The organism is Achromobacter sp. GD03932 (assembly GCF_029839485.1).
Lineage (GTDB): Bacteria > Pseudomonadota > Gammaproteobacteria > Burkholderiales > Burkholderiaceae_B > Achromobacter > Achromobacter bronchisepticus_A.
The window spans coordinates 250,091-271,624 of record NZ_JAOCAT010000003.1 but is presented as its reverse complement, the minus strand read 5'-3'; the positions used below and the strand labels follow the sequence as shown (position 1 = coordinate 271,624).

Below are 21,534 nucleotides of genomic sequence, written 5' to 3'. Positions count from 1 at the left end.
GAAATGCGACAGGAACGAACAACCGCCAGGCCAGGCGGCTGGCCGGTCAGTCGTCGCGGAATTGCATCTTGTAGAGCGAGGCGTACAGGCCGTTGGCGGCCAGCAGCTCGGCGTGCGGGCCTTGCTCGACGATCTTGCCGGCATCCAGCACGATGATGCGGTCGGCATTCTGCACGGTGGACAGGCGGTGGGCGATGACCAGCGTGGTCCGGCCCTTCATCAGGCGCTCCAGCGAGGCCTGGACCTGGCGCTCGGATTCGTTATCGAGCGCGGAAGTGGCTTCGTCCAGGATCAGGATGGGCGCGTTCTTGATCAGCGCGCGGGCGATCGCCAGGCGCTGGCGCTGGCCGCCGGACAGGCGGGCGGCGTTCTCGCCCACCGGCGTATTGAGTCCCTGCGGCAGACCCTCGACGAATTCCAGCAGATTGGCGGCCGCCAGCGCATCGCGCACCTTCTGCTCGCTCGACTTGCCCAACGCGCCGTAGCCGACGTTGGCTGCGATGGTGTCGTCGAACAGCACCACGTCCTGGCTCACCAGCGACAGATGCGAGCGCAGGCTGCGCAGCGTCAGCTCGTCGATCGGCGTGTCGTCCACCAGGATGGAACCGCTATCGGCCAGCACAAAGCGCGGCAGCATGTTGACCAGGGTGGTCTTGCCGCTGCCCGAACGTCCTACCAGGGCCACGGTCTGGCCGGGCTCCACAGTGAAGGAAATGCCGTTGACGGTATCGCGGTCGGCATCGGGGAAACGATGGGAGACGCTGCGGAATTCGACCTTGCCGCGCACGGGCTCGGCCAGTTCCTTGGTGCCGGTATCTTTTTCGGGTACCTGGTCGATCAGCGTGAACACGCTTTCGGCCGACACCAGCATCTTCTGCATGCGGGCGGCGACGTTGGTCAGGCGCTTGATGGGGTCGAAAATCTGAGCCAGCGCCGCCATGAAGGAGGCGAAGCTGCCCACGGTCAGGGCGCCGTGGTTGGCCTGGCTGAGCGCCACGGCGATGACCGCGCCAACCGAGATGGAAATGCAGACCTGGGTCAGCGGCGTCAGGGCGGCATCGGCCGTGGCCGTGCGCATGGCGAAGCGGCGCAGGCGGCGGCTGACGAAATCGAAGCGGCCGCGTTCGACTTCATAGCCGTCGAACAGCTTGATGACGCGCTGGCCGTCGATGCCTTCGCCGACCACGCGGGTCAGTTCGGCGTTCATGTTGACGGTTTCGCGGTTGATGCGGCGCAGGCGCTTGATGAAGAAGCGCGAGATCAGCACCGACACCGGCAGCATGATCAGGATGATCAGCGTCAGCACCCAGGACATGTACAGCAGCACGCAGATCAGCGCGACGACGACCAGGGTTTCGCGCACCAGCACCGTGATGACGTCGGTGGCGTAGCCCGTGACGTTGCCGGCATCGATGGTGAAGCGGTTGAGCAGGCGGCCGGTATCGCCCTGCTTGAAGTCGGCGTCGGGCAGGCCCAGGAGGCGCTCGAACATATCCTTGCGCATGCCCAGCAGCACGTTGTTGGCCACCCAGGCCAGCAGGTAATCGCTGAAGAAGTTGCAGATGCCGCGCAGCAGGATCAGGCCAACCACTGCCAGCGGCAGCGCCCAGACGTAATACGGCTTGGCGCCCGAAAAGCCGCCGTCCAGCAAGGGCTTCATGATGACTGCCAGGACGGGCTGCGTGGCGGCCGCGCCGGCCATCAGCAGGACGGCAAGCAACAATCCCTTCCAGTAGGAGCCCACGCGGCTGTAGATCCGACTCCAGAGTTCGGCTTTGACGGGTTGGGAACTCGCGGGCGCGTTGCGTGCGGCAGAATTCAAAGGAATCACTCGCTTTTATACAATTGTGGCCAGAATTGTACCGGCTGCGCGACAAGTCGCCGCCCGGGCCATGTCCCCTTCAGCCTTAACGCGCCCAGCGCCCTTCCATGTCCGATATCAGCTGCCTGTACGTCCGCTTGCCCAATTGGGTGGGCGATGTTTGCATGAGCCTGCCCAGCCTGCGCGCCCTGCACGCCAGCGGCCTGCCCCTGGTGATTTGCGCCCGCCCCTGGGCCCGCGACCTGCTGGACGGCGTGGCCAAGCAGGATTTCATCCCCATGCGCGGCAAGGTCGGCCCGGACCGGGCAGCGGTCAGCGCCCACCGCCGCAGCCTGGGCGCCCAGGGGCGCCGCGCCCGCGGACTGCTGCTGCCGGACTCGCTGTCCAGCGCGCTGGTGTTCCGGCTGGCGGGACTGCCCTCGGCCGGCTATCGCGACGACGGCCGCAGCTTCCTGTTGCGCTGGCCCGTTGCCAAACCCGGCGACTCGCTGCACGCGGTCCAGTCCTGGCATCACCTGACCCGCGAAGCCCTGACCCGCTGGGGCCTGCCCAGCGGCCCGGCCGAACCCGGTCCGACCCTGGACCTGCCGCTGACGTCCGCCCACCAGAGCGCCGCCGATCTGGCGCTGGAAGCCGCCGGGCTGGCAGGCCAGCGTTTCGTGCTGATCGCGCCCACGGCCACGGGTCTGCACAAGGGCAAGATCAAGGTCTGGCCGGGATTCGATACACTTACCAGGGCCTTGCAGGCCCGCGGTCATACCGTGGTAATGTGCCCTCCTCCGGCCGAAACCGAGGAAGCGCGGCGCAATGCCCCTACGGCGATGCTGCTGCCTCCCCTGTCCCTGGGCGCATTTGCAGCGTTGACGGCGCGGGCGGCGCTGGTGATTTGTAACGATTCTGGTGTCTCGCACGTCGCCGCAGCCGCCAACGCCAGCGAACTGACGCTGTTCGGCGTCACGCGTCCGGGACGCACCGGTCCGTGGTCGCCGCGCGCCGTCTGCGTAGGCTCGGAGCATGCATGGCCGTCTGGCGAAGAGGTTGAACAGCAAGCCAACCTTCTGCTGGACGAGACGTAGTAATCAGGATTTTTTTCAAGATGCCCTTGTCCAGCTATCTCACAAATCTGATCATTCCTTACAACTTGAGCCTGACCCTGGTTGCCGTCGGACTGGTGCTGGGTCTGTTCCGGCTCCGCAAGACCGGCGGTTCGCTCATCGTCGCCGGCCTTTTGTGGTCGCTGGCTTGGTCTCTGCCCGCGACGTCGATCTGGGCCGGCGGCGCGCTGGAACACCGCTATCCGCATCTGCCGCCAGCGCAATCCCCGACCGCCGACGCCATCGTGGTGCTGGGCGGCAACACCGCCAACGGGCGCGCCAACTGGTTCCTGCCGTATGACAAGGAAACCGCCGTGGTCCGGATCGACACGGCAGCGCAACTTTATCTGGCCGGACGCGCGCCCAAGGTGCTGCTGTCGGGCGGCGCGCTGGAAGGCGACGTCAGCGAAGCCCGCGGCATGGCGCACGCCATCCGCCAGCAGGGCGTGCCAGACACGGCGCTCATCCTGGAAAACTCCAGCCGCACCACATATGAAAACGCGGCCTTGACCGAGGATCAGCTCAAGGCGCGCGGCATCGGCAAGGTGCTGCTGGTGACTTCCGCGTTGCATATGCCGCGTGCGATGGCGGCCTTTTCCAAGCAGGGCGTGGAGGCGATCGCCGCCCCCGCGCCGCCGCAGATCGTGGAACCCGCCGATGGCTCCGTGCCCCTGTGGCTCCCGAATCAGCGCGCCTATGACGCCAGCCGCTCCATTCTCAAGGAATACGCGGGCCTGTTCATCTACTGGCTGCGCGGATGGGTCTGAACCTGCAGGCGCCCGCCGCGCTGGAATGCCGGCCCGGCTGCGGCGCCTGTTGCATCGCGCCGTCGATCACCCGGCCAATACCCGGCATGCCGCAAGGCAAACCCGCCGGCGTGCCCTGTATCCAGCTGCTGCCTGACATGCGCTGCGCGATTTTCGGCCAGCCGTCGCGCCCGGATTTCTGCGGCGGGCTGCAGCCTCAGGCCGAGATGTGCGGCGCCGACCGCGAACATGCGATCCGCTGGCTGGGCGAACTGGAACGGGCGACGGCGCCCGGCCATTGACGCCAGGCCGCAACGCCGCCTGGACCTGCCTCAGCGGCGTTCTTGCAGCACCTGGTCGTACAGCGCCTCGTAGCGCGCCGCCACCGTTTCCCAGCTTTGCTCGCGCGCGATCTCAAGACCCCGTTCGGCCAGGGCCGCCCGCAACGCGGGTTCGGAGCCCAACCGCTCCAGCGCCTGCGCCAATTGGGCGCCGTCGCGCGGATCCTGCAGGATGAGCGCGTCCTTGCCCGCCGCCAGGTATTGCGCGAAGCCGCAGTAAGCGGGCGAACTCACCACGACCGGCAGTCCGTGCGACATGGCTTCCAGCGGCGCCATGCCGTAGCTGTCGTTCAGCGTCGGATGCGCGTAGATGTCGGCGGCGCTGAAGTAGCGGGCGACGTCGGGCGTGGGGTCGATCAGCGTGACGCGGCTGGCGATGGCGCCCGCCGCGCGCACGCGTTCACGAGTCGGCTCGTCCGCGCCCACGACCAACAGCCGGTATTGCGGCGGCAATTGCGCCAGCGCATCCAATAGCGCCGGCAATCCCTTGCGCAAGGGATTGCGAGCGACCAGCAGGCAGCCGATGGTGTCGGCGTCCCACCCCAGGCTGGCGCGCGTGGCCTCGCGGCCTTCCATTTGCGCCGCGGTCGGCAGCTTGACCCCGGGCGCGATGATGTCCACCGGCAGCTGCGGACCGTAGCTGCGGTGCAGCTGGTCCATGATGAGGCCGGACACCGCCACCACGCGTCGCGCGGGCGCCGGGCGCACGCGCAGCTTTTCCAGCAGCAGATACGTGGCCAGGCGCGGGCTGAGCCAGGCCGTCAGGCGTTGCAGCGGCTTGACGCGGGTCAGCCGGTTGTAGCGCACCGGCGTCACGTGCATGACCTGGATCTCGCCCGCCCAGCCGTTCATGTGCGAATGCACGATGTCGTAGCGGCCGCGGGTCAGGCGGTCGGCGCGCCAGGCGAAATACAGCACGCGCATCCAGCTGGGCAGCCAGCCTGGAAAGCGCACGGGCAAGAAGGGGAACGGCAGGTCGCTGTCGAAATCGCGCGCCACCACGGAGACGTCGTGGCGCTGCCCCAGCACCCGCATCAACTCCACGCCATAAGCTTCAGCGCCGCCGAAACGATTGCCGAAGCGATCGACCAGCAGCGCGATGCGCAGGCGCCGCTCAAGCGAGCCGGCGGGAGTCTTCATACCGGGTCAGGCACTTCTGCAGGAAACGGATGATGTTGGTGGAACGCGACACCGTCACCCGCGGCAGTCCGAAGGGATCGTCGGAGGCCGCCGCCAAGCCGCGCTGGGTCAGCGTGGCGTTGTCGTAGCCAGCCTCGCGCGCCATGACCCGATGCTCCGGGCCGTGGTCGCCATAGGGATAGCAGAAGGCCGTGACCGGCGCGCCCAGCGCCTGCTCCAGTTCGTCCTTGGACTGGACGATCTGGCGGCGGGCTTCGTCGGGCGTCATTTCCGGCAGATGAACGTGGTCCAGCGTGTGCGAGCCGACCTCGTTGCCAGCCTGCGCCCATTCCCGCATCTCGTTCACGGTCATCAGGGCCGAGAAGGGTATGCCTTTTTCCAGGTCCCACACATTGCCGCCATCGAACTGGTGCGCCACGAAATAGTTGGTGGCGGTGAAGCCCAGTTCGCTCAGCACCGGCATGGCGTTATGGTGCACATTGCGGTAGCCGTCGTCGAACGTGAGACCGAACACCTTGCCCTGGCGCTCTCCGCGCACATAGGGCATGACGTCGCGCATGGACAAGCCGCGATAGCCCAGCCTGCGCATCCAGCGCATCTGCCGGGCAAAGCTGTCGGGGTGCACCGTCAGCCCGCGGAACGGCGTGCCCTTGGGATTGGGCTCGCCGATCTGGTGGTACATGAGTATGGGGATAGACATAGGGACAGATTATAAAGCCCGGCCCTATCCCAGCGTGCGTCGGTATACGTCCAGTGTGGCGGCGGCGAAACGTTCCAGATTGAAGTCCCGCAGGCTGGTTGCCCGTGCCTGGACGCCCATGGCGCGCACGGCGTCGGGATGGTCCAGCATGAAACGCAGCTTGGCCGTGATGGCGGGCACGTCGCGCGCGGGCACGATCCAGCCATCGACCCCATCGGTGACATTCTCCGGCAGCCCGCCCGCGTCGCTGACCAAGGCGGGCAGCCCCAACCCCATGATCTCGCGGCAGGCGAACGACAGGGCTTCGCGGTAGGACAGCACGAAACCCGCATGGCAGGACGCCAGCGCCGCCCGCACGTCATCGAGCAAGCCTGGGAAGCGGACCTGGTCGATCATGCCCAACTCGCGCACCCGGGCGAGCTTGGCCTCGTTGGGCGGGTCGCCCGCCACCATCAGCAGCACGCGCTTGCGGTCTTCCGGCGGCAACGCGGCGACCGCGGCCACCAGGTCCAGCCAGCCCTTGTCGTAGTCTGTGCCGCCGGCGCTGCCCAGCAGCAGCTTGCCGTGCCAGTCGGGTCCGAAGAAGATGGCGCGCAGCTTGTCCAGGCTTTCCGGCGGCGGCGGCGCGAAGAAATTGGTGTCGATGCCGTGACGGATGGTGGTGATGGGACGCTTGCCGTAGGGCGACTGCTGCATCAGGCCATGGACGTAGTCGCTGACCGCGATGGCATGGTCGGTGGCCAGCGCCACCCGCAACTTATGGCCGAAGCTCGCCAGCGGATGGTCGTTGTGCTTGGTGAAAACGATGCGCGGGCGGTGGCGCATGCCCAGCGTCGCCAGCATGACCTGCTTGTGGTCGGCCGAGCCGTTGGCGTGGATGATGTCGAAGCCGCCGGCCTTGATCAGGCGGCGCAGTTGCGCACGGTCCTTGAACCAGGACGAGGGCCGCGTCGTGTACTGCATGTCCTCCACCGCCACGCCCGGAATCGCCTTGGCGTAACGGTACAGGCGGCTGGTGGCCGGCGCCGCGATCGTGATCTGGTGGTCCTTGGACAGGGCCTTGGCCAGATTGATGATGTAGGTGACGTGCCCGCCGCCGTTGCCGGCGTGGAAGTTGGTGTAGAGGATCTTCACTTCTTCTTCTCGGCCAGGAACATCAGCTTCGAATAGCGGAAGAAGCTGCCGGCCGAGGCGACCACGGCCAGCACCAGACCGTGCTTGCCGTCCAGGAAGCCGCGCCGGATCAGGTAGATCCGCACAAAGGTCCAGAAGCCGTGGCCCAGCGCGCCGAAGATCGAGGTGCGCCGGCCCTTGGCGTACATCATGGCGGCCGCGTCGGACGAGTAGCGGTTGACCTTGGTGATCAGCGCGTCCAGGTTGTCGTAGGGATAGTGGTGGAAGTAGCCGCGCATCTGCAGCGGCTTGCCATTGGCCGGCACCACGCGCTCATGCACGGCCACGTCGTTGAACCGCGCCGTGCCGCGCTTGAACAGGCGCAGCACGTAATCGGGCCACCAGCCGCTGTGGCGAATGTCGCGGCCGCAGAAATTCGACAGGCGCGCGATTTCGTAGGCGTCGGCGCGCGGCGCGCGCAGCGCTTCCTGGATTTCCTGGGCCAGTTCCGGCGTGACGCGCTCGTCGGCATCGATCGACAGCACCCAGTCGCCCGTCGCCAGGTCCAGCGCGCGGTTCTTTTGCGGTCCGAAGCCGGGCCAGTCCGGGGTCACTTCCACCCGGGCGCCCAGGGCGCGCGCGACTTCGACGGTGCCGTCGGTGCTGCCCGAGTCCACCACGATGAATTCATCGGCGAAGGCCACGGACTTGATGCAGGCGGCGATGTTCTCCACCTCGTTCTTGGTAATGATGATGACAGATAGCTTCATCCGCGATTCCTGAGACGCTTTTTCCAGGCCTTCCAGGCATGAAAGCGCGGCCCCCAGAAGGGATCGCGCGACAGCCAGATGCGCCGGTTCAGCCAGGATCCGCCCTGGTTGCGCACCGCGAAACGATAGATGTGTTCGGGATCCGCGCCGGGGGTGTTCTGGCCGAAAGGGTCGGTAGTGTACAAGTGCCGGAATCCGGCGGCCCGCGCCGCGGCCACGTAGTCCGCGTCGAAATAGCCTTGCGGCCAGCAGAGGTGGTCGCTGACGGAGCCGAGGCGGCGCGTCAGCGTGTCGCGGGACTCCTGCAATTCCTGGGCAATATGGCCGCGCTTGGCGTCGACATCGGCGCCGCAGACCTTGTCCCAGCGGGTATGGGAGTGCGTGTGGGAATGGAACTCAAAGGTGCCCGCCGCCTGCATCGCCTCGATCTCGCTCCAGCGCAGCATGGCCTCGTCGGTCCGGCCCGCGGCCACGAGCTGCTTGCAGGCGTCGTGGTCGGGCGTGGCGGGCAAGGGACCGGCCTGGCCCGCATGCGGGCGCACCGGCCCGTCGCCGATCCAGCCGGTGATGGTGAACAGCACCGCGCGCATGCCGTGGCGCGCCAGCACCGGGTGCGCATGCACCCAGTTGTTCAGGTAGCCATCGTCGAAGGTGATCAGCACCGAGCGCTCGGGCGCGGCGCCGCCGGCCAGGTAGGCCGCGAACTGATCGGCGGACAAGGACTGGTAGCCGGCGCGGGCCAGGCGCGAGATCTGCGCCTCGAACACGTCGGGCGTGGCGGCGATCATGCCGCCAGCCGGCGTGACGTGGTGATACATCAGCACCGGAACGTTGGGCGCGTTCATCCCGCGCGCTCCGCCAGCCATTTGGCATAGACGGCTTCGGTGGTTTCCGCCAGGCGGGCGGGCGAGAACACGCCCTCGTCCCAGACCATCTTGCGGCCGGCCTCGCCCATGCGCCGCCGCAGATCAGCGTCGTCGATCAAGCGCACCAGCGCGGCGGTGAGCGCCTCGGGGTCCTTGGGCGGCACCAGGATGCCGGTTTCGCCGTCGCGGAACATTTCGGACACGCCGCCGACGTCCGTGCCGATCACGGGCAGGCCGCTGGCCTGCGCCTCGACGTAGACGGTGCCGGACGCTTCCTGCTGCGTGGCCAGGGCGAACAGATCGAAACCCGCCAGCAGATTGGGTACGTCGCGCCGCATGCCCATCAGGTGGATGCGGTCCTGCAGCCCCAGTTCGGCCACATAGGCCTGGGTCTGCTCGAACACCGGCGAACCGCCGCCGACGAACACCAGATGCAGCTTGGGCCGGCTGGCCATCAGCGGCGCGATCGCGTCGATCAGGTCCTTGTGGCCCTTGGTGGCGCGCATGACGGCCACGCAGCCGACCACGATGTCGTCATCGGCCAGGCCGAGTTCTGCCCGCAGCGTGGAGCGTTCCACGGGCGGCGGCAGCACGATGGGGGAATAGACGGTGGCTACCTTGCCAGCAGGCACGCCACGGTCGATGAGGTGTTGTCGCACATGATCACTGACCGTCGTGACCCTGTGCGGCAGACAGGTGTAGGACCATAGCGATCCCACCTTGTTCGACAGGTGCCGGGTCCGCACGATGAGCGGCGTCCCCGCCAGCCGGCCGGCGGCGGCCGCGATGACCGTATCGCGCCGGCTGTGGGTATTGAGCACGTCGAAGCGGCCTTCGCGCAGGATGCCGCGGATGGTGGCGATGCCCTTCAGGTAATTCACCGCGCCATCCATTTCCAGGGTGTGCACGGGAAAACCGGCGTCCGACAGACGTTCGGCCAATTGCGCCTTGGGTTGGCAGATGGCTTCCATGTGATGGCCGCGCGCGCGCATGGCGGTCATCTCCTTGAAGATCCGGCCTTCCTGGCCGCCGAAGCTGGTTGCGGCTTCCGAGTGAACAATACGCAGGCTAGGCATCAATACGTGACCTCCACGCCATCGGGTTTGGTCCATTCATTCAAGTTGGCGAGCAGCGTGTCGGCCATGCGGACGCGCCACTCTTCGCCCAGGCGGACGGTGCACAGGAAATTGTTCTTGGTATAGACGATATCGACCGGCACGCCTGGAATGCCGTTCTCGGGCTCGGCCCGGAACGGATTCAGCATCTGCCGCAGGCGCGCCGCGTCGGCGCTGCCGTTGAGCTTGACGCGCAGGGACTTGGCGCGGGCTTCGCGCGCCAGCTGCAGGTCGTAGAGCTGCTCGGCCACGATGCGCATGCCGCCGGAGTAGTCGTCATTGCTGACCTTGCCCTGGACGATCACCAGCTGGTCTTCGCGCAAGCGGTTGCGGTGCTTTTCGTAGAGCTCGTTGAAGACCGAGATTTCGACCTGCGCGGTGCCGTCGTCCAGCACCGCGAAGACCATCTTGCCGCGGCGGGTCATCATGACGCGCACGCTGGCCAGCACGCCGCACATCCATTGCAGGTCGCGCTGCGGTTCGACCCGCACCAGCTGCATGGGCACGATACGGCGCACTTCGTCGCGCCAGGCGTCGAACAGGTGGCCGCTGTAGTAATAGCCCAGCGCGGACTTTTCTTCGGTCAGCTTCTTGTGCAGATCCCAGGGTGCAACCTTGGCGAGTTCGCCCGCCACCACGTCGCCGCTGTCGTCGCCGAACAGCGAGGCCTGGTTGGCGCTGCGGGCCGCCTGCTCGGCGGCTTCCATGGCGGTGGGCACCGAAGCCAGCATCGCCGCCCGGTTGGGCTCGATGGTGTCGAAGGCGCCGGCCTTGATCAGGGCTTCGATGGTGCGGCGGTTGACCGCCTGCTTGCTGACGCGGCGGCAGAAGTCGAACAGGTTCTGGAACGGGCCGCCTTCCTTGCGCGCGCGCAGGATGTCCTCGACCGCGCCCTGCCCCGTGCCCTTGACCGCCCCCAGGCCGTAGCGCATGGTGCGCGGCGGCTTGCCGTTCTTGGTGTGCTTGTCGGCGACCGGCTCGAAGCGGTAGCCCGAGAAATTGACGTCGGGCGGCAGCACCTCGACGCCGTTGTCCTGGGCGTCGCGGCAGAAGATCTGGACCTTGTCCGTGTCGTCCATGTCCGAGGACATGGTCGCGGCCAGGAACTCGGTCGGATGGTAGGCTTTGAGCCATGCCGTCTGGTAAGAGATCAGCGCGTACGCGGCCGAGTGCGACTTGTTGAAGCCGTAGCCCGCGAACTTCTCCATCAGGTCGAACAGCTTGACCGCCAGGTCCGGATCGTGGCCCTTTTCCTTGGCGCCCTGCTCGAACAGTTCCCGGTGCTTGGCCATTTCCTCGGGCTTTTTCTTGCCCATGGCGCGCCGCAGCAGGTCGGCGCCGCCCAGCGAATAGCCGCCGATGATCTGCGAGATCAGCATCACCTGTTCCTGGTAGACGATGACCCCGTAGGTGCTCTTGAGGGTGTTCTCCAGGTCGTCGTGGAAATAATCCACCGCGGCGCGGCCGTGCTTGCGGTTGACGAAGTCGTCCACCATGCCCGATTCCAGCGGCCCCGGACGGTACAGGGCCAGCATGGCGATGATGTCTTCGAAGGTGTTGGGCCGCAGCTTCTTCAGCAGTTCCTTCATGCCGCGCGATTCCAGCTGGAACACGGCGGTCGTGTTGGCGTCGCACAGGATCTTGTAGGCGGCCGGATCGTCCAGCGCCAGGGCCATGACGTCGAAGTCGCGCTTGTCCTCGTTGAACTGGCGCACGTAGCGCACGGCCCAGTCCAGGATCGTCAGGTTGCGCAGGCCCAGGAAGTCGAACTTCACCAGGCCGGCGGCCTCGACGTCGTCCTTGTCGAACTGCGAGACCGCGCTGTTTTCCTGGCCGGGCTGGCAATACAGCGGGCAGAAGTCCGTCAGCTTGCCCGGCGCAATCAGCACGCCGCCGGCGTGCATGCCGATGTTGCGGGTCAGGCCTTCCAGCGGCTGCGCCAGGTCCACCAGCGCGCGCACTTCCTCTTCCTGTTCGTAGCGGTCTTTGAAGGCAGGCTCGTCCTTCAGGGTGCGTTCGAGCGACCAGGGATCCATCGGATTGAACGGGATCAGCTTGGACAGGCCGTCGCAGAACATATAGGGCATGTCCAGCACGCGGCCGGCGTCGCGCACCACGGCCTTGGCGCCCAGCGTGCCGAAGGTGGCGATCTGGCTCACGGCGGCGCGGCCGTACTTTTCCTTGACGTAGTCGATGACCCGTTCGCGGTTGTCCTGGCAGAAGTCGATATCGAAGTCGGGCATGGAAACCCGCTCGGGATTCAAGAAGCGCTCGAACAGCAAGTCGTAGCGGATCGGATCCAGGTCGGTAATGCCCAGGGCATAGGCCACCAGAGAGCCCGCGCCGGAACCCCGGCCCGGCCCCACCGGCACGCCGTTGTTCTTGCCCCAGTTGATGAAGTCCTGCACGATCAGGAAGTAGCCGGGGAAGCCCATCTGGATGATGGTCTTGCATTCCCAGCGCAGGCGTTCGTAGTACTGCTCGCGCTTGGAGGCGCGTTCGGCCTCGTCCGGGAACAGGAACTCCATGCGCTTTTCCAGGCCCTCTTCCGACAGCTGGACCAGGTAGTCGTCCAGGCTCACGCCATCCGGCGTGGGGAAGTTGGGCAGGCGCGGCTTGCCCAGCACCAGGCTGAGGTTGCAGCGCTTGGCGATTTCCACCGTGTTGGCCAGCGCCGAGGGCACGTCGGCGAAGCGCCGGGCCATTTCCTCGGAGCTGAGCAGGTATTGCTCCTTGCTGAACCGGCGCACGCGGCGCGGGTTGGCCAGGATTTCGCCTTCGGCGATGCAGACGCGGGCCTCGTGCGCCTGGAATTCGAACTCGTCCAGGAACTGCACCGGATGCGTCGCCACCACCGGCAAGCCGGCCTCGCTGGCCAGGCGCATGGCGGCCTGGGTGTAGGCTTCGTCGCCGTCCATGCCGGCGCGCTGCAACTCGATGTAGTAGCTGCCCGGGAACAGGTGCGCCCACTGGCGCGCCAGCGCCAGCGCCGACACGGCGTTGCCCGCGTCCAGCGCCTGGCCCACGTCGCCGCCGCGCCCGCCCGACAGGGCGATCAGACCCTCCTGCCCCTGCAGCCATTCGCGGCGGATCTCGGCGCGGCCCTTGCCCTGGTTCGTCAGGAAGGCTTTGGTCAGCAGTTCGCAGAGATTGAGGTAGCCCTGGTGGTTGCGCACCAGCAGCAGCAGGCGGAAAGGCTTGGCGGGGTCGTCGTCGTTGGACAGCCAGACATCGCAGCCGGCAATCGGCTTGATGCCGGCGCCGCGCGCGCCCTTGTAGAACTTGATCAGGCCGAACAGGTTCGACAGATCCGTCAAGGCGACGGCGGGCTGGCCCAGCTTGGCCACGCGCTTGATGAGGTCGGGGATGCGCACGATGCCGTCCACGACCGAAAATTCGGAGTGTACGCGCAGGTGAACAAATGGGGACGGGGTTGTTACGGCTTCTTCGGACATAAAGGGAATTGTACCTAGTCAACGCGGTCCAAGCCGAGGCCCATGCGGTTGCGCAAAGGACTACGCGGGCGCCTGTGTAACAATACACGTTGCACGTCATCCTCCATTGTTGACATGAGATTTACGCACGAGATTCACCTATGAAATGGCTAATTCCCGGGATCTGGCTGAGCGCCATCCTGTTTGCGCACTTCCGCGGCCGCGTCAAGCTGCCACTGGGCCGCCAATTGCTGGACCATTCAGTGCTGCTCGCCCCCGTCAACGCCTTCATGGTGCTGACCTCGCGGGTTCCGACCACGCCCTACCTGACGACCAGCGAAATCGCCGAACTCAAGGTGCTGGACGACAACTGGGAGACGATCCGCGAAGAGGCGATGCAGATGGCCGAGCTGCGCCGCATCAAGGCCGCCGACACCCATAACGACATCGGCTTCAATTCCTTCTTCAAGTACGGCTGGAAGCGTTTCTACCTGAAGTGGTATGACGCGCGCCACCCGTCCGCCGAGGAACTCTGCCCCAAGACCGTCGCCATCCTGAAGACCCTGCCCAAGGTCAAGGCCGCGATGTTCGCCGAACTCCCGCCCGGCGGCCAGCTGAACCCCCACCGCGACCCGTTCGCCGGGTCGCTGCGCTACCACCTGGGCCTGGTCACCCCCAACGATGACGGCTGCCACATCATCGTCGACGGCGAACACTACAGCTGGCGCGACGGCGAAAGCGTGGTGTTCGACGAAACCTACGTGCACGAAGCCTACAACCACACCGACCAGAACCGCATCATCCTGTTCTGCGACGTGGAGCGCCCGCTGAAGTGGCGCTGGGCCGAAGCCTTCAACCGCTGGTTCGGCCGCGTCGTGATGTCCGCCGCCAGTTCGCCCAACGACGGCGGCGACCAGACCGGCGCGATCAACAAGCTGACCCACGCCCACTGGGTCATCGACCAGAAGCGCAAGGCCTTCAAGGCCTGGAACCGCAAGGTCTACAAGGCCACCAAGTACGGCCTGATCATTCTGGTCGTCGCGGGATTCCTGGCCCTGTAGCCAACGGCGCCCGGCAGGCCCGGGCGCCCTGCTTTCTTGCGCGGCGGCCCCTCAGACGGGGTCGGGCGCGGGCAGCGTCAGCAGCCCGGTATGGTAGTCATAGCCATAGATCTCGCCGTAGCGCCCCCACTCCACCGCGATCTTCAGCACCCGTTCCGCCTCGTCGGGCTTGAGGAATTCTTCCAGCGAGTCCAGGAAGTCTTTTTCGGGCAGCGCGCCGGTGGGTTCCTGTTCCAGGCTGTGGCGGATATGCGCGGCCAACGGCACGTGCGCCAGCAGCTGGCGCCCGAAAATCGCTTGCTTCTGGGCCTGCTCGGCCAGCACGTAGCGCTGGCCCAGCGGCGTCAGGAAGATGTCGCCGCGGTCGATCCGGGCTAAACCGAACAGACCCAGCGCTTCGCAGGCCGGCAGCAGGTCGTCGTCCGAGATCTCGGCCTCCTCGGCCAGCTTGGGCAGGTCGGCCCGGCCGTTGAACGGCGCTTCCGCCAACACGTCCAGCACGCCTTCCATGCGCTCGACTTCGGTTTGCGGGAAACGGTAGCCCAGGCCTTGCTGCAAGGGCGTCGGCACGTCGTGCGCGGGCCGCATGGTCATCAGCGCATAGACCTCGTCGATCAGCGCGCGCACCGGCGCCGAATCCACGTCGCGCGGCCGCGGCAGGCCCACCATGACCTGGCTGCGGATACGTCCCGGGTCGCTGGAAAACACGATGATGCGGTCGGCCATCATCACGGCTTCCTCGATGTTGTGCGACACGATCAGGATGCCCTTGGTGGAAATGCGGCTTTCCTCCCACAACTCCAGCATGTCGTCGCGCAGCGTCTCGCCGGTCAGGACGTCCAGCGCCGAGAATGCCTCGTCCATCAGCAGCACGTCGGGATTCATGACCAGGGCGCGGGCGATGCCGACCCGCTGCCGCATGCCGCCGGAAAGCTCGCGCGGCAGGGCGCCGCCGAAACCGCCCAGGCCCATCAGGTCCAGTACCGCGTCCGCGCGCCTGGCGCGCTCGGCCGGCGCCACGCCCTGCGCCTCCAGGCCCAGCTCGACGTTCTGCTGCGCGGTCAGCCAGGGAAACAGCGCGAACGACTGGAACACCATGGCGATGCCCGAGGCCGGGCCGTACACCGGCTGGCCGCGGTAGGTGACCGTGCCCTGGTCGGCGTTGACCAGGCCCGCCATGATGCGCAGCAGGGTGGACTTGCCCGAACCGGACTTGCCCAGCAGGGCGACGATTTCGCCCTCTTTCAGCGTGAAGTCCACGTGTTCCAGCACATGCCGCTGGGTGCCGTCGGCGGCCCGGAAGGACTTGCCGACGTCATGCAGATCGATCAGGGAAATGGGATCCATGACGAGAGACTCCTAGCGGCCGCGGTCTTCGGCCAGCAAATACAGTTTGCGCCAGAAAAAGCGGTTCAACAGCATCACGAAAATGCTCATGACGCCGATGCCCAGCGCGATGCGGTGGAAATCGCCCAGCTCCGTCATCTGTTTGATGTAGCTGCCCAGGCCATCCGCGACCAGCGAGGTATTGCCCCAGGTCACGTACTCGGCCACGATGCTGGCGTTCCAGGAGCCGCCGCTGGCGGTGATGGCTCCCGTGATGAAGCTGGGAAAGACCGCGGGCAGGTAGACCCGGCGCCACAACAGCCAGCCCTTGAGCCCCAGGTTGCCCGCCGCCAACCGCAGTTCGTTGGGGATGGTCGAGGCCCCGGCCACCACATTGAACAGGATGTACCACTGGGTGCCGAAGATGATCAGCGGACTCAGCCAGATGTTGGGGTTGAGCTTCAACGCCAACATCACGAACACCACCGCCGGAAACAGCAGGTTCACCGGAAAGGCGGCCAGGAACTGCGCCACCGCCTGGACCCGCTGCGAGTATTTGGGCCGCAGCCCGATCCAGACGGCGATCGGCACCCAGACCGCCGAGGCCAGCGTGATCAGCAGCATGACGCGCACCAGGGTGATGCCTCCCAGCCCGAGCACGTGCAGCACTTCGCCCCAACCCACGTCCTCGTGGACGAAGCGCACCAGTTTGTACGTGGCCAGCAGCGCGCCGGCCGCCAGCAGCGCATCCCAGGCCCGCGTCCAGCGCGGATCGGGCGTCTTGGCGCGGGCGCGGATCGAGGTGCCGTCGTACGGCACGCTGAACCAGCCCAGCGCGCGCCGCATGCGCGCCCAGAAGGCGTTGGACAGCGCCTTCATCCAGCGGCTGCGGCGGGTCCAGTCCAGCAGCCAGGACTGCTGGGCGGCATCGCCCTGCGACTCCTCGAAGCGGAACTTGTCGGCCCAGGCCAGCAGCGGCCGGAAGAACAACTGGTCGTACAGCAGGATGCCCGCCATCATGGCGCCGATGGCCCAGGCGATGGCGCGGCCGTTTTCCGCGTCGATCGCCACCGCGATATAGGAACCGATGCCGGGCAGCTTGATGTCCTGCCCCGCCACCGAAATGGCCTCGGCGGCAACCAGGAAGAACCAGCCGCCGGACATCGACATCATCATGTTCCAAAGCAGGCCGGGCGTGGCGTATGGCAGCTCCAGCCGCCAGAACCGCTGCCAGCCGGACAAGCGGAAAATGCGCGCCGCCTCGCTCAGCTCGGAGGGCACCGTGCGCATGGATTGGTACAGGCTGAACGCCATGTTCCAGGCCTGGGAGGTGAAGATGGCAAAGATGGCCGCGCATTCGACCCCAAGCAGATTGCCCGGGAACAGGGCGATGAACGGGGCGATCGCGATGGCCTGGAAGCCCAGGATGGGGACGGATTGCAGTATGTCCAGCATCGGAATCATCGCCTTCTCCGCCGCCCGGTACTTGGCGGCGATGGCGGCGAAGACGAAGCTGAACAGCAGCGAGAAGGCCAGCGCCGTGAACATCCGCAGGATGGTGCGCAACAGGTAATACGGCAGGTAGACCGGGTCTAGCGAGATCGGGAGATCTTCCCCGACGGCGAAGGGGCGGCTCATCTGGGAGGCGCCATAGGCCATCAGCGCCAGCACGGCCAGCACCAGGGGCAGCAAAGCCCAGTCCCAGCGGTTCGGGGTCGACCGGGACGACGCGCCCGGGCGGGTACGCGTGCTGAAGAGCTCGAACATGGCGGCTATGCTCCTGGGAGCGGCGAGGGAAGGCCCGCGCATTGAAGCATAACCAGATGACGCGTCTCTGAACGGAAAACGACCTGAAATCCTGCAGTAATACGGGACGGCTCGCGCCGTCCCGCCGCGGTCAACGCTTCAGGGATTCCCAGCTTTTCATCAGCCGCTTCACCGAGACCGGCATGGGCGTGCGCAGCTCCTGCGCGAACAGCGCCACGCGCAGTTCCTCCAGCAGCCAGCGGAACTCGTCCAGGCGGGGGTCGGGCGCCCCCTTCAGCGCGGATCTGGCCCGCTGGTACTGCGTCAGCAGCGGCGCCATCTCGGCCACCAGTTTGGCGTCGCGCGCCGGATCGGCGCGCAGCTTGTCGATGCGCGCCAGCACCGCCTTCAGGTAGCGCGGGAAATGCGCCAGCTGGGCGTACGGGGTGTCGCGGATGAACCACTTCGGCATCAGCGCCCCCAACTGGGCCTGCAGGTCCGCATAGGCCGAAGCGTGCGGCTTGGCCTGCGGCAGCTTGCGCTGCACCGCAGCCCACTCCGTCAGCACCGCCCCCGCCAAGCGCGCCACTTCCTGCGCCAGGAGGCCCAGCCGGCCCTTGCCCTCGGCCCGCCGGGCTTCGAACTGCTGCTCGTTGACCGGCCAGGGGTCGGCCAGGCAGGCCTGCCCCAGCGCGCAATCGATGATCTGGTCGCGCAGCTCTTCCTGCGTCCCCAGCGTCATGTAGAGCATGCTGATCTTGGTCAGGTCCGCCAGGTTCTTTTCCAGGAATTTCACCTGTTCGCGCAGCCCCAGCCGGAACAGCCTGAGCAAGCCCGCGCGATGGTGCTTGCGCGCTTCGTCCGGATCGTCGAACACGTCCAGGTCGCAATGCGCGCCGCGGTCCACCAGCGCCGGATAGCCGATCACCGACTGCCCGCGCCGCTTGATCTCCATGATCTCCGGCAAGGGGCCGAAAGACCAGGCAGTCAGGTTCTCATGCGCCAGCGCCTGGGCCACCTGGGTGTCGCTGGCCGCCAACTGCTGGAACGTGGCCTGCGCCTGCTTGCCGAATTCGGCGCGCAGATGCGCCAGGTTGCGTCCCGCCGCCAGCATGCGGCCGTGCTCGTCCACCACGCGGAAATTCATGAACAGGTGGGCTGGCAGGGTCTCCAGCTTGAAGTCCGCCGCGGCGGGGCGGATCTGCACCTGGTCCCACATGTCGGCGATGATCGCCTCCACCAGCCCCTGCTGGGGATCGGCCTGGCGTTCGAACCAGCGGTCGTAGAAGCCCGCGGCGTAATCCGGCAGCGGCACGCAATGGCGGCGCAGCTTCTGCGGCAGCGACTTCAAGAGCAGGTGCACCTTTTCCTTGAGCATGCCAGGCACCAGCCATTCGCAGCGCGCCGGATCGATCTGATTGAGCGCGAACAGCGGCACCGACAGGGTCACGCCGTCGCGCGGCGAACCCGGTTCGAAGTGGTAATCCAGCGCCATCGACACGCCCTGCCATTCCACCTTCTTGGGGAAGACGTCGGTCGTGACGCCCGCGGCTTCGTGGCGCATCAGCTCGTCGCGCGTCAGCAGCAGCTTGGCGGCGGCCGCCTTGTCCAGCCCCGACACCCACTTTTCCAGCGTCGCCGTCTGCGAAATGTCGGCCGGCAGCTGGCGGTCGTAGAAGGCGTGGATCAGCTCGTCGTCGACCAGGATGTCCGGGCGGCGGGTCTGATGTTCCAGCTTTTCGATGCCCGCGATCAGCTTGCGGTTGTGCGCCACGAAAGCCAGCCGCGTGTCGATCTCGCCCGGCACCAAAGCCTGGCGGATGAACAGCTCGCGCGCCTGGGTCGGATTGACCCGGCCGTACTGAATGCGCCGGCCGGTGTAAATGGTCAGCCCGTACAGCGTGGCCCGTTCATTGGCCACCACTTGCCCGGCCTTCTTTTCCCATCGCGGATCGGACCAGTTCTTGCGGATCAGATGCGCGCCGACCTTTTCCAGCCACACCGGATCGATGCGCGCCACGCAGCGCGCGTACAGGCGGGTGGTCTCGACCAGTTCGGCCGCCACGATCCAGCGCCCCGCCTTTTTCACCAGCCGCGAACCCGGGTGGATATGGAAACGGATCTCGCGCGCGCCCTGGTAGTGGCCGCCTTCGTCGCTCTTGAAGCCGATATTGCCCAACAGGCCCGACAGCAGCGCCATGTGCAGCTGCTCGTAGGTGGCCTCGGTCTGGTTCAGGCGCCAGCCCTGCTCACCGACCAGCGCGGCCAGCTGGGTGTGCACGTCGTGCCATTCGCGCAGCCGGATCGGCGACAGGAAATTCTGGCGCAGCAGGGCCACCAGCTTGCGCTGCGAGGCCTTGTGCTGCACCTGCTCGCCATACCAGCGCCACAGCTTCAAGAAGGAGATGAACTCGGACTTGTCGTCGGCGAACTTGGCGTGCGCCGCCTCGGCGGCCTCGCGCTCCTGCATGGGCCGGTCGCGCGCGTCCTGCACCGACAGGGCCGAGGCAATGATCAGCATCTCGGCCAGGCACTGGTGTTCACGCGCGGCCAGGATCATGCGGCCGATGCGCGGGTCCACCGGCAGCTTGGCCAGCTCGTGGCCCGTGCGCGTCAGCACGAAGGACGAGCCGGTGCGCGAAGCATCCGTGTCGTCGTCCGAGGCCGACGCCAGTTCGATCGCGCCCAGCTCCTGCAGCAGGTGGTAGCCGTCGGCCACCGCGCGGCCCGGCGGCGCCTCGACGAAGGGGAACTGCTCGATGTCGTCCAGCTTCAGCGACTTCATCCGCAGGATGACCGAGGCCAGCGACGAGCGCAGCACTTCCGGATCCGTGAACGGCGCCCGGTTGTTGAAGTCCAGCTCGTCGTAGAGCCGGATGCAGACGCCCGGCCCCACCCGGCCGCAACGGCCGGCGCGCTGGTTGGCCGAGGCGCGGCTGATCGGCTCGATGCGCAGCTGCTCGACCTTGTTGCGCCAGGAATAGCGCTTGATGCGCGCCAGCCCGCTGTCGACCACGAAGCGGATGCCCGGCACGGTCAGCGAGGTTTCCGCCACGTTGGTGGCCAGCACGATGCGCCGCGCATTGGTGCGCGGATGAAAGATCTGCTCCTGCTCGGCCTGCGACAGGCGCGCGTACAGCGGCAAGACCTCGGTGCCGGCCGGATGGCGCTTGCGCAGCGCCTCGGCGGATTCGCGGATCTCGCGCTCGCCGGGCAGGAACACCAGCACATCACCGGGGCCGTGCCGCGCGCATTCGTCCACGGCGTCCACGATGGCGTCGATCAGGTCGCGCTCTTCATCGCCGGACATGCGCTCGCGGTCGCGGCCGGGCTTGGCCGGCGCGGCTTCGTCTTCCGCCAGTTCCTCGCGCACGGGGCGGTAGCGGACCTCGACGGGATACAGCCGGCCGGACACCTCGATGACGGGCGCCAGCTTGTCCTCGGACGCGGCAAAGTGCCGGGCGAAACGCTCGGCGTCGATGGTGGCCGAGGTGATGATGATTTTCAGATCCGGGCGGCGCGGCAGCAGCTGCTTCAGGTAGCCCAGCAGGAAATCGATGTTCAGGCTGCGCTCGTGCGCCTCGTCGATGATGATGGTGTCGTAGCGGCGCAAGAGCGGATCGCGCTGCGACTCGGCCAGCAGGATGCCGTCCGTCATCAGCTTGATGGACGCGTTGGGGCCGGTGCGGTCGTTGAAGCGCACCTGGTAGCCCACCACCTCGCCCATGGGCGTGTTCAGCTCTTCCGCGATGCGCTTGGCCACCGAGGTCGCGGCCAGGCGGCGCGGCTGGGTGTGGCCGATCATCTTCTGGCGGCCGCGGCCCAGTTCCAGGCAGATCTTGGGCAGCTGGGTGGTCTTGCCCGAGCCGGTTTCGCCGCTGACGATCACCACCTGGTGGCTGGCGATGGCGCGCGCGATCTCCTGGCGCCGCGCACTGACGGGCAGGTCTTCGGGGTAGGTGACCACGGGTATGGGCCGCTCGGGACGCGGCGCGCGGCGCGCGTTCTGCGCGTCCGCCGCTGCCGCTGGAGCCGCCGCGTCCGCGGCCTTGGGCGCACGCGGGCTGGAGGATTCAGGCATGTACGATTAGTCCGGTTAGCCCGGCATTATAAATTTCCGCGGGTCTCCTGCTGGCGCCGCGGGCGCAAACCGGAAAATCCGGCACCAAATTGGCACTCTTTTCCGCCTGCGCCGGGGCGCGACGGTCATATAATTTCGCCACGCCGTCGCCCGACGGCGCTATGGCGCGGCACTGCGCC

General features: G+C 66.8%; 15 protein-coding genes. 4 read left to right on the top strand and 11 right to left on the bottom strand.

Going from position 1 to position 21,534, the window contains the following annotated elements; all coding sequences use genetic code 11:
• Positions 1-46: 46 nt before the first annotated feature.
• Positions 47-1,822: a lipid A export permease/ATP-binding protein MsbA gene (msbA, locus tag N5C88_RS04585; RefSeq protein WP_059380411.1), complete on the bottom strand. Its 1,776-nt coding sequence runs from the start codon at positions 1,820-1,822 to the stop codon at positions 47-49.
• Positions 1,823-1,929: 107 nt separating this feature from the next.
• Between msbA and N5C88_RS04580 the strand changes: the two genes are divergently transcribed.
• From N5C88_RS04580 to N5C88_RS04570, 3 genes are read left to right on the top strand one after another with little or no spacing between them, the layout of a single operon-like run.
• Positions 1,930-2,898: a glycosyltransferase family 9 protein gene (locus N5C88_RS04580; RefSeq protein ID WP_118932251.1), complete on the top strand. Its 969-nt coding sequence runs from the start codon at positions 1,930-1,932 to the stop codon at positions 2,896-2,898.
• Between the two features lie 20 nt (positions 2,899-2,918).
• A complete protein-coding gene (locus tag N5C88_RS04575) occupies positions 2,919-3,683 on the top strand; it encodes a YdcF family protein (protein ID WP_059380413.1) in 765 nt (254 codons plus the stop codon).
• A complete protein-coding gene (locus N5C88_RS04570) occupies positions 3,674-3,964 on the top strand; it encodes a YkgJ family cysteine cluster protein (RefSeq protein ID WP_059380414.1) in 291 nt (96 codons plus the stop codon). Before N5C88_RS04575 ends, N5C88_RS04570 begins: the two co-directional genes overlap by 10 nt.
• Before the next feature lie 30 nt (positions 3,965-3,994).
• Here N5C88_RS04570 and N5C88_RS04565 read toward each other — a convergent pair whose 3' ends face one another.
• The 7 genes from N5C88_RS04565 to dnaE are packed head-to-tail and all read right to left on the bottom strand — an operon-like array spanning position 3,995 to position 13,162.
• Positions 3,995-5,143, bottom strand: a complete 1,149-nt coding sequence (locus N5C88_RS04565; protein WP_280014756.1) for a glycosyltransferase family 4 protein — start codon at positions 5,141-5,143, stop codon at positions 3,995-3,997.
• Positions 5,118-5,843: a polysaccharide deacetylase family protein gene (locus N5C88_RS04560; protein WP_280014755.1), complete on the bottom strand. Its 726-nt coding sequence runs from the start codon at positions 5,841-5,843 to the stop codon at positions 5,118-5,120. Before N5C88_RS04560 ends, N5C88_RS04565 begins: the two co-directional genes overlap by 26 nt.
• Positions 5,844-5,867: 24 nt before the next feature.
• Complete coding sequence (locus tag N5C88_RS04555) at positions 5,868-6,977, bottom strand: glycosyltransferase family 4 protein (protein ID WP_059380416.1); 1,110 nt, start codon at positions 6,975-6,977, stop codon at positions 5,868-5,870.
• Positions 6,974-7,726 carry a glycosyltransferase family 2 protein gene (locus tag N5C88_RS04550; protein WP_059380417.1) on the bottom strand — a complete coding sequence of 251 codons (753 nt, stop codon included), beginning with the start codon at positions 7,724-7,726 and terminating at the stop codon, positions 6,974-6,976. The genes N5C88_RS04555 and N5C88_RS04550 overlap by 4 nt, the downstream gene beginning before the upstream one ends.
• A complete protein-coding gene (locus tag N5C88_RS04545) occupies positions 7,723-8,571 on the bottom strand; it encodes a polysaccharide deacetylase family protein (RefSeq protein ID WP_118932248.1) in 849 nt (282 codons plus the stop codon). Before N5C88_RS04545 ends, N5C88_RS04550 begins: the two co-directional genes overlap by 4 nt.
• Positions 8,568-9,668, bottom strand: coding sequence for a glycosyltransferase family 4 protein (locus N5C88_RS04540; protein WP_059380419.1), 1,101 nt, complete (start codon positions 9,666-9,668; stop codon positions 8,568-8,570). The genes N5C88_RS04545 and N5C88_RS04540 overlap by 4 nt, the downstream gene beginning before the upstream one ends.
• Entirely contained in the window at positions 9,668-13,162 is a 3,495-nt protein-coding gene (gene dnaE / locus N5C88_RS04535; RefSeq protein WP_059380420.1) for a DNA polymerase III subunit alpha, read from the bottom strand. The genes N5C88_RS04540 and dnaE overlap by 1 nt, the downstream gene beginning before the upstream one ends.
• A gap of 140 nt (positions 13,163-13,302) precedes the next feature.
• Between dnaE and lpxO the strand changes: the two genes are divergently transcribed.
• A complete protein-coding gene (gene lpxO, locus N5C88_RS04530; RefSeq protein WP_059380421.1) occupies positions 13,303-14,202 on the top strand; it encodes a lipid A hydroxylase LpxO in 900 nt (299 codons plus the stop codon).
• A 51-nt stretch (positions 14,203-14,253) separates the two neighbouring features.
• On the opposite strand, the gene N5C88_RS04525 is transcribed toward lpxO, so the two are convergent.
• The 3 genes from N5C88_RS04525 to hrpA all read right to left on the bottom strand — a co-directional run bounded on the left by N5C88_RS04525 (position 14,254) and on the right by hrpA (position 21,355).
• The gene (locus N5C88_RS04525; RefSeq protein ID WP_251877109.1) at positions 14,254-15,549 is read right to left on the bottom strand and encodes an AAA-associated domain-containing protein; all 1,296 of its coding nucleotides are present in this window, start codon (positions 15,547-15,549) and stop codon (positions 14,254-14,256) included.
• Positions 15,550-15,561: 12 nt separating this feature from the next.
• The gene (locus tag N5C88_RS04520; protein WP_280014754.1) at positions 15,562-17,295 is read right to left on the bottom strand and encodes an ABC transporter permease subunit; all 1,734 of its coding nucleotides are present in this window, start codon (positions 17,293-17,295) and stop codon (positions 15,562-15,564) included.
• 130 nt (positions 17,296-17,425) lie between these two features.
• Complete coding sequence (gene hrpA / locus N5C88_RS04515) at positions 17,426-21,355, bottom strand: ATP-dependent RNA helicase HrpA (RefSeq protein ID WP_280014753.1); 3,930 nt, start codon at positions 21,353-21,355, stop codon at positions 17,426-17,428.
• Positions 21,356-21,534: the final 179 nt, after the last annotated feature.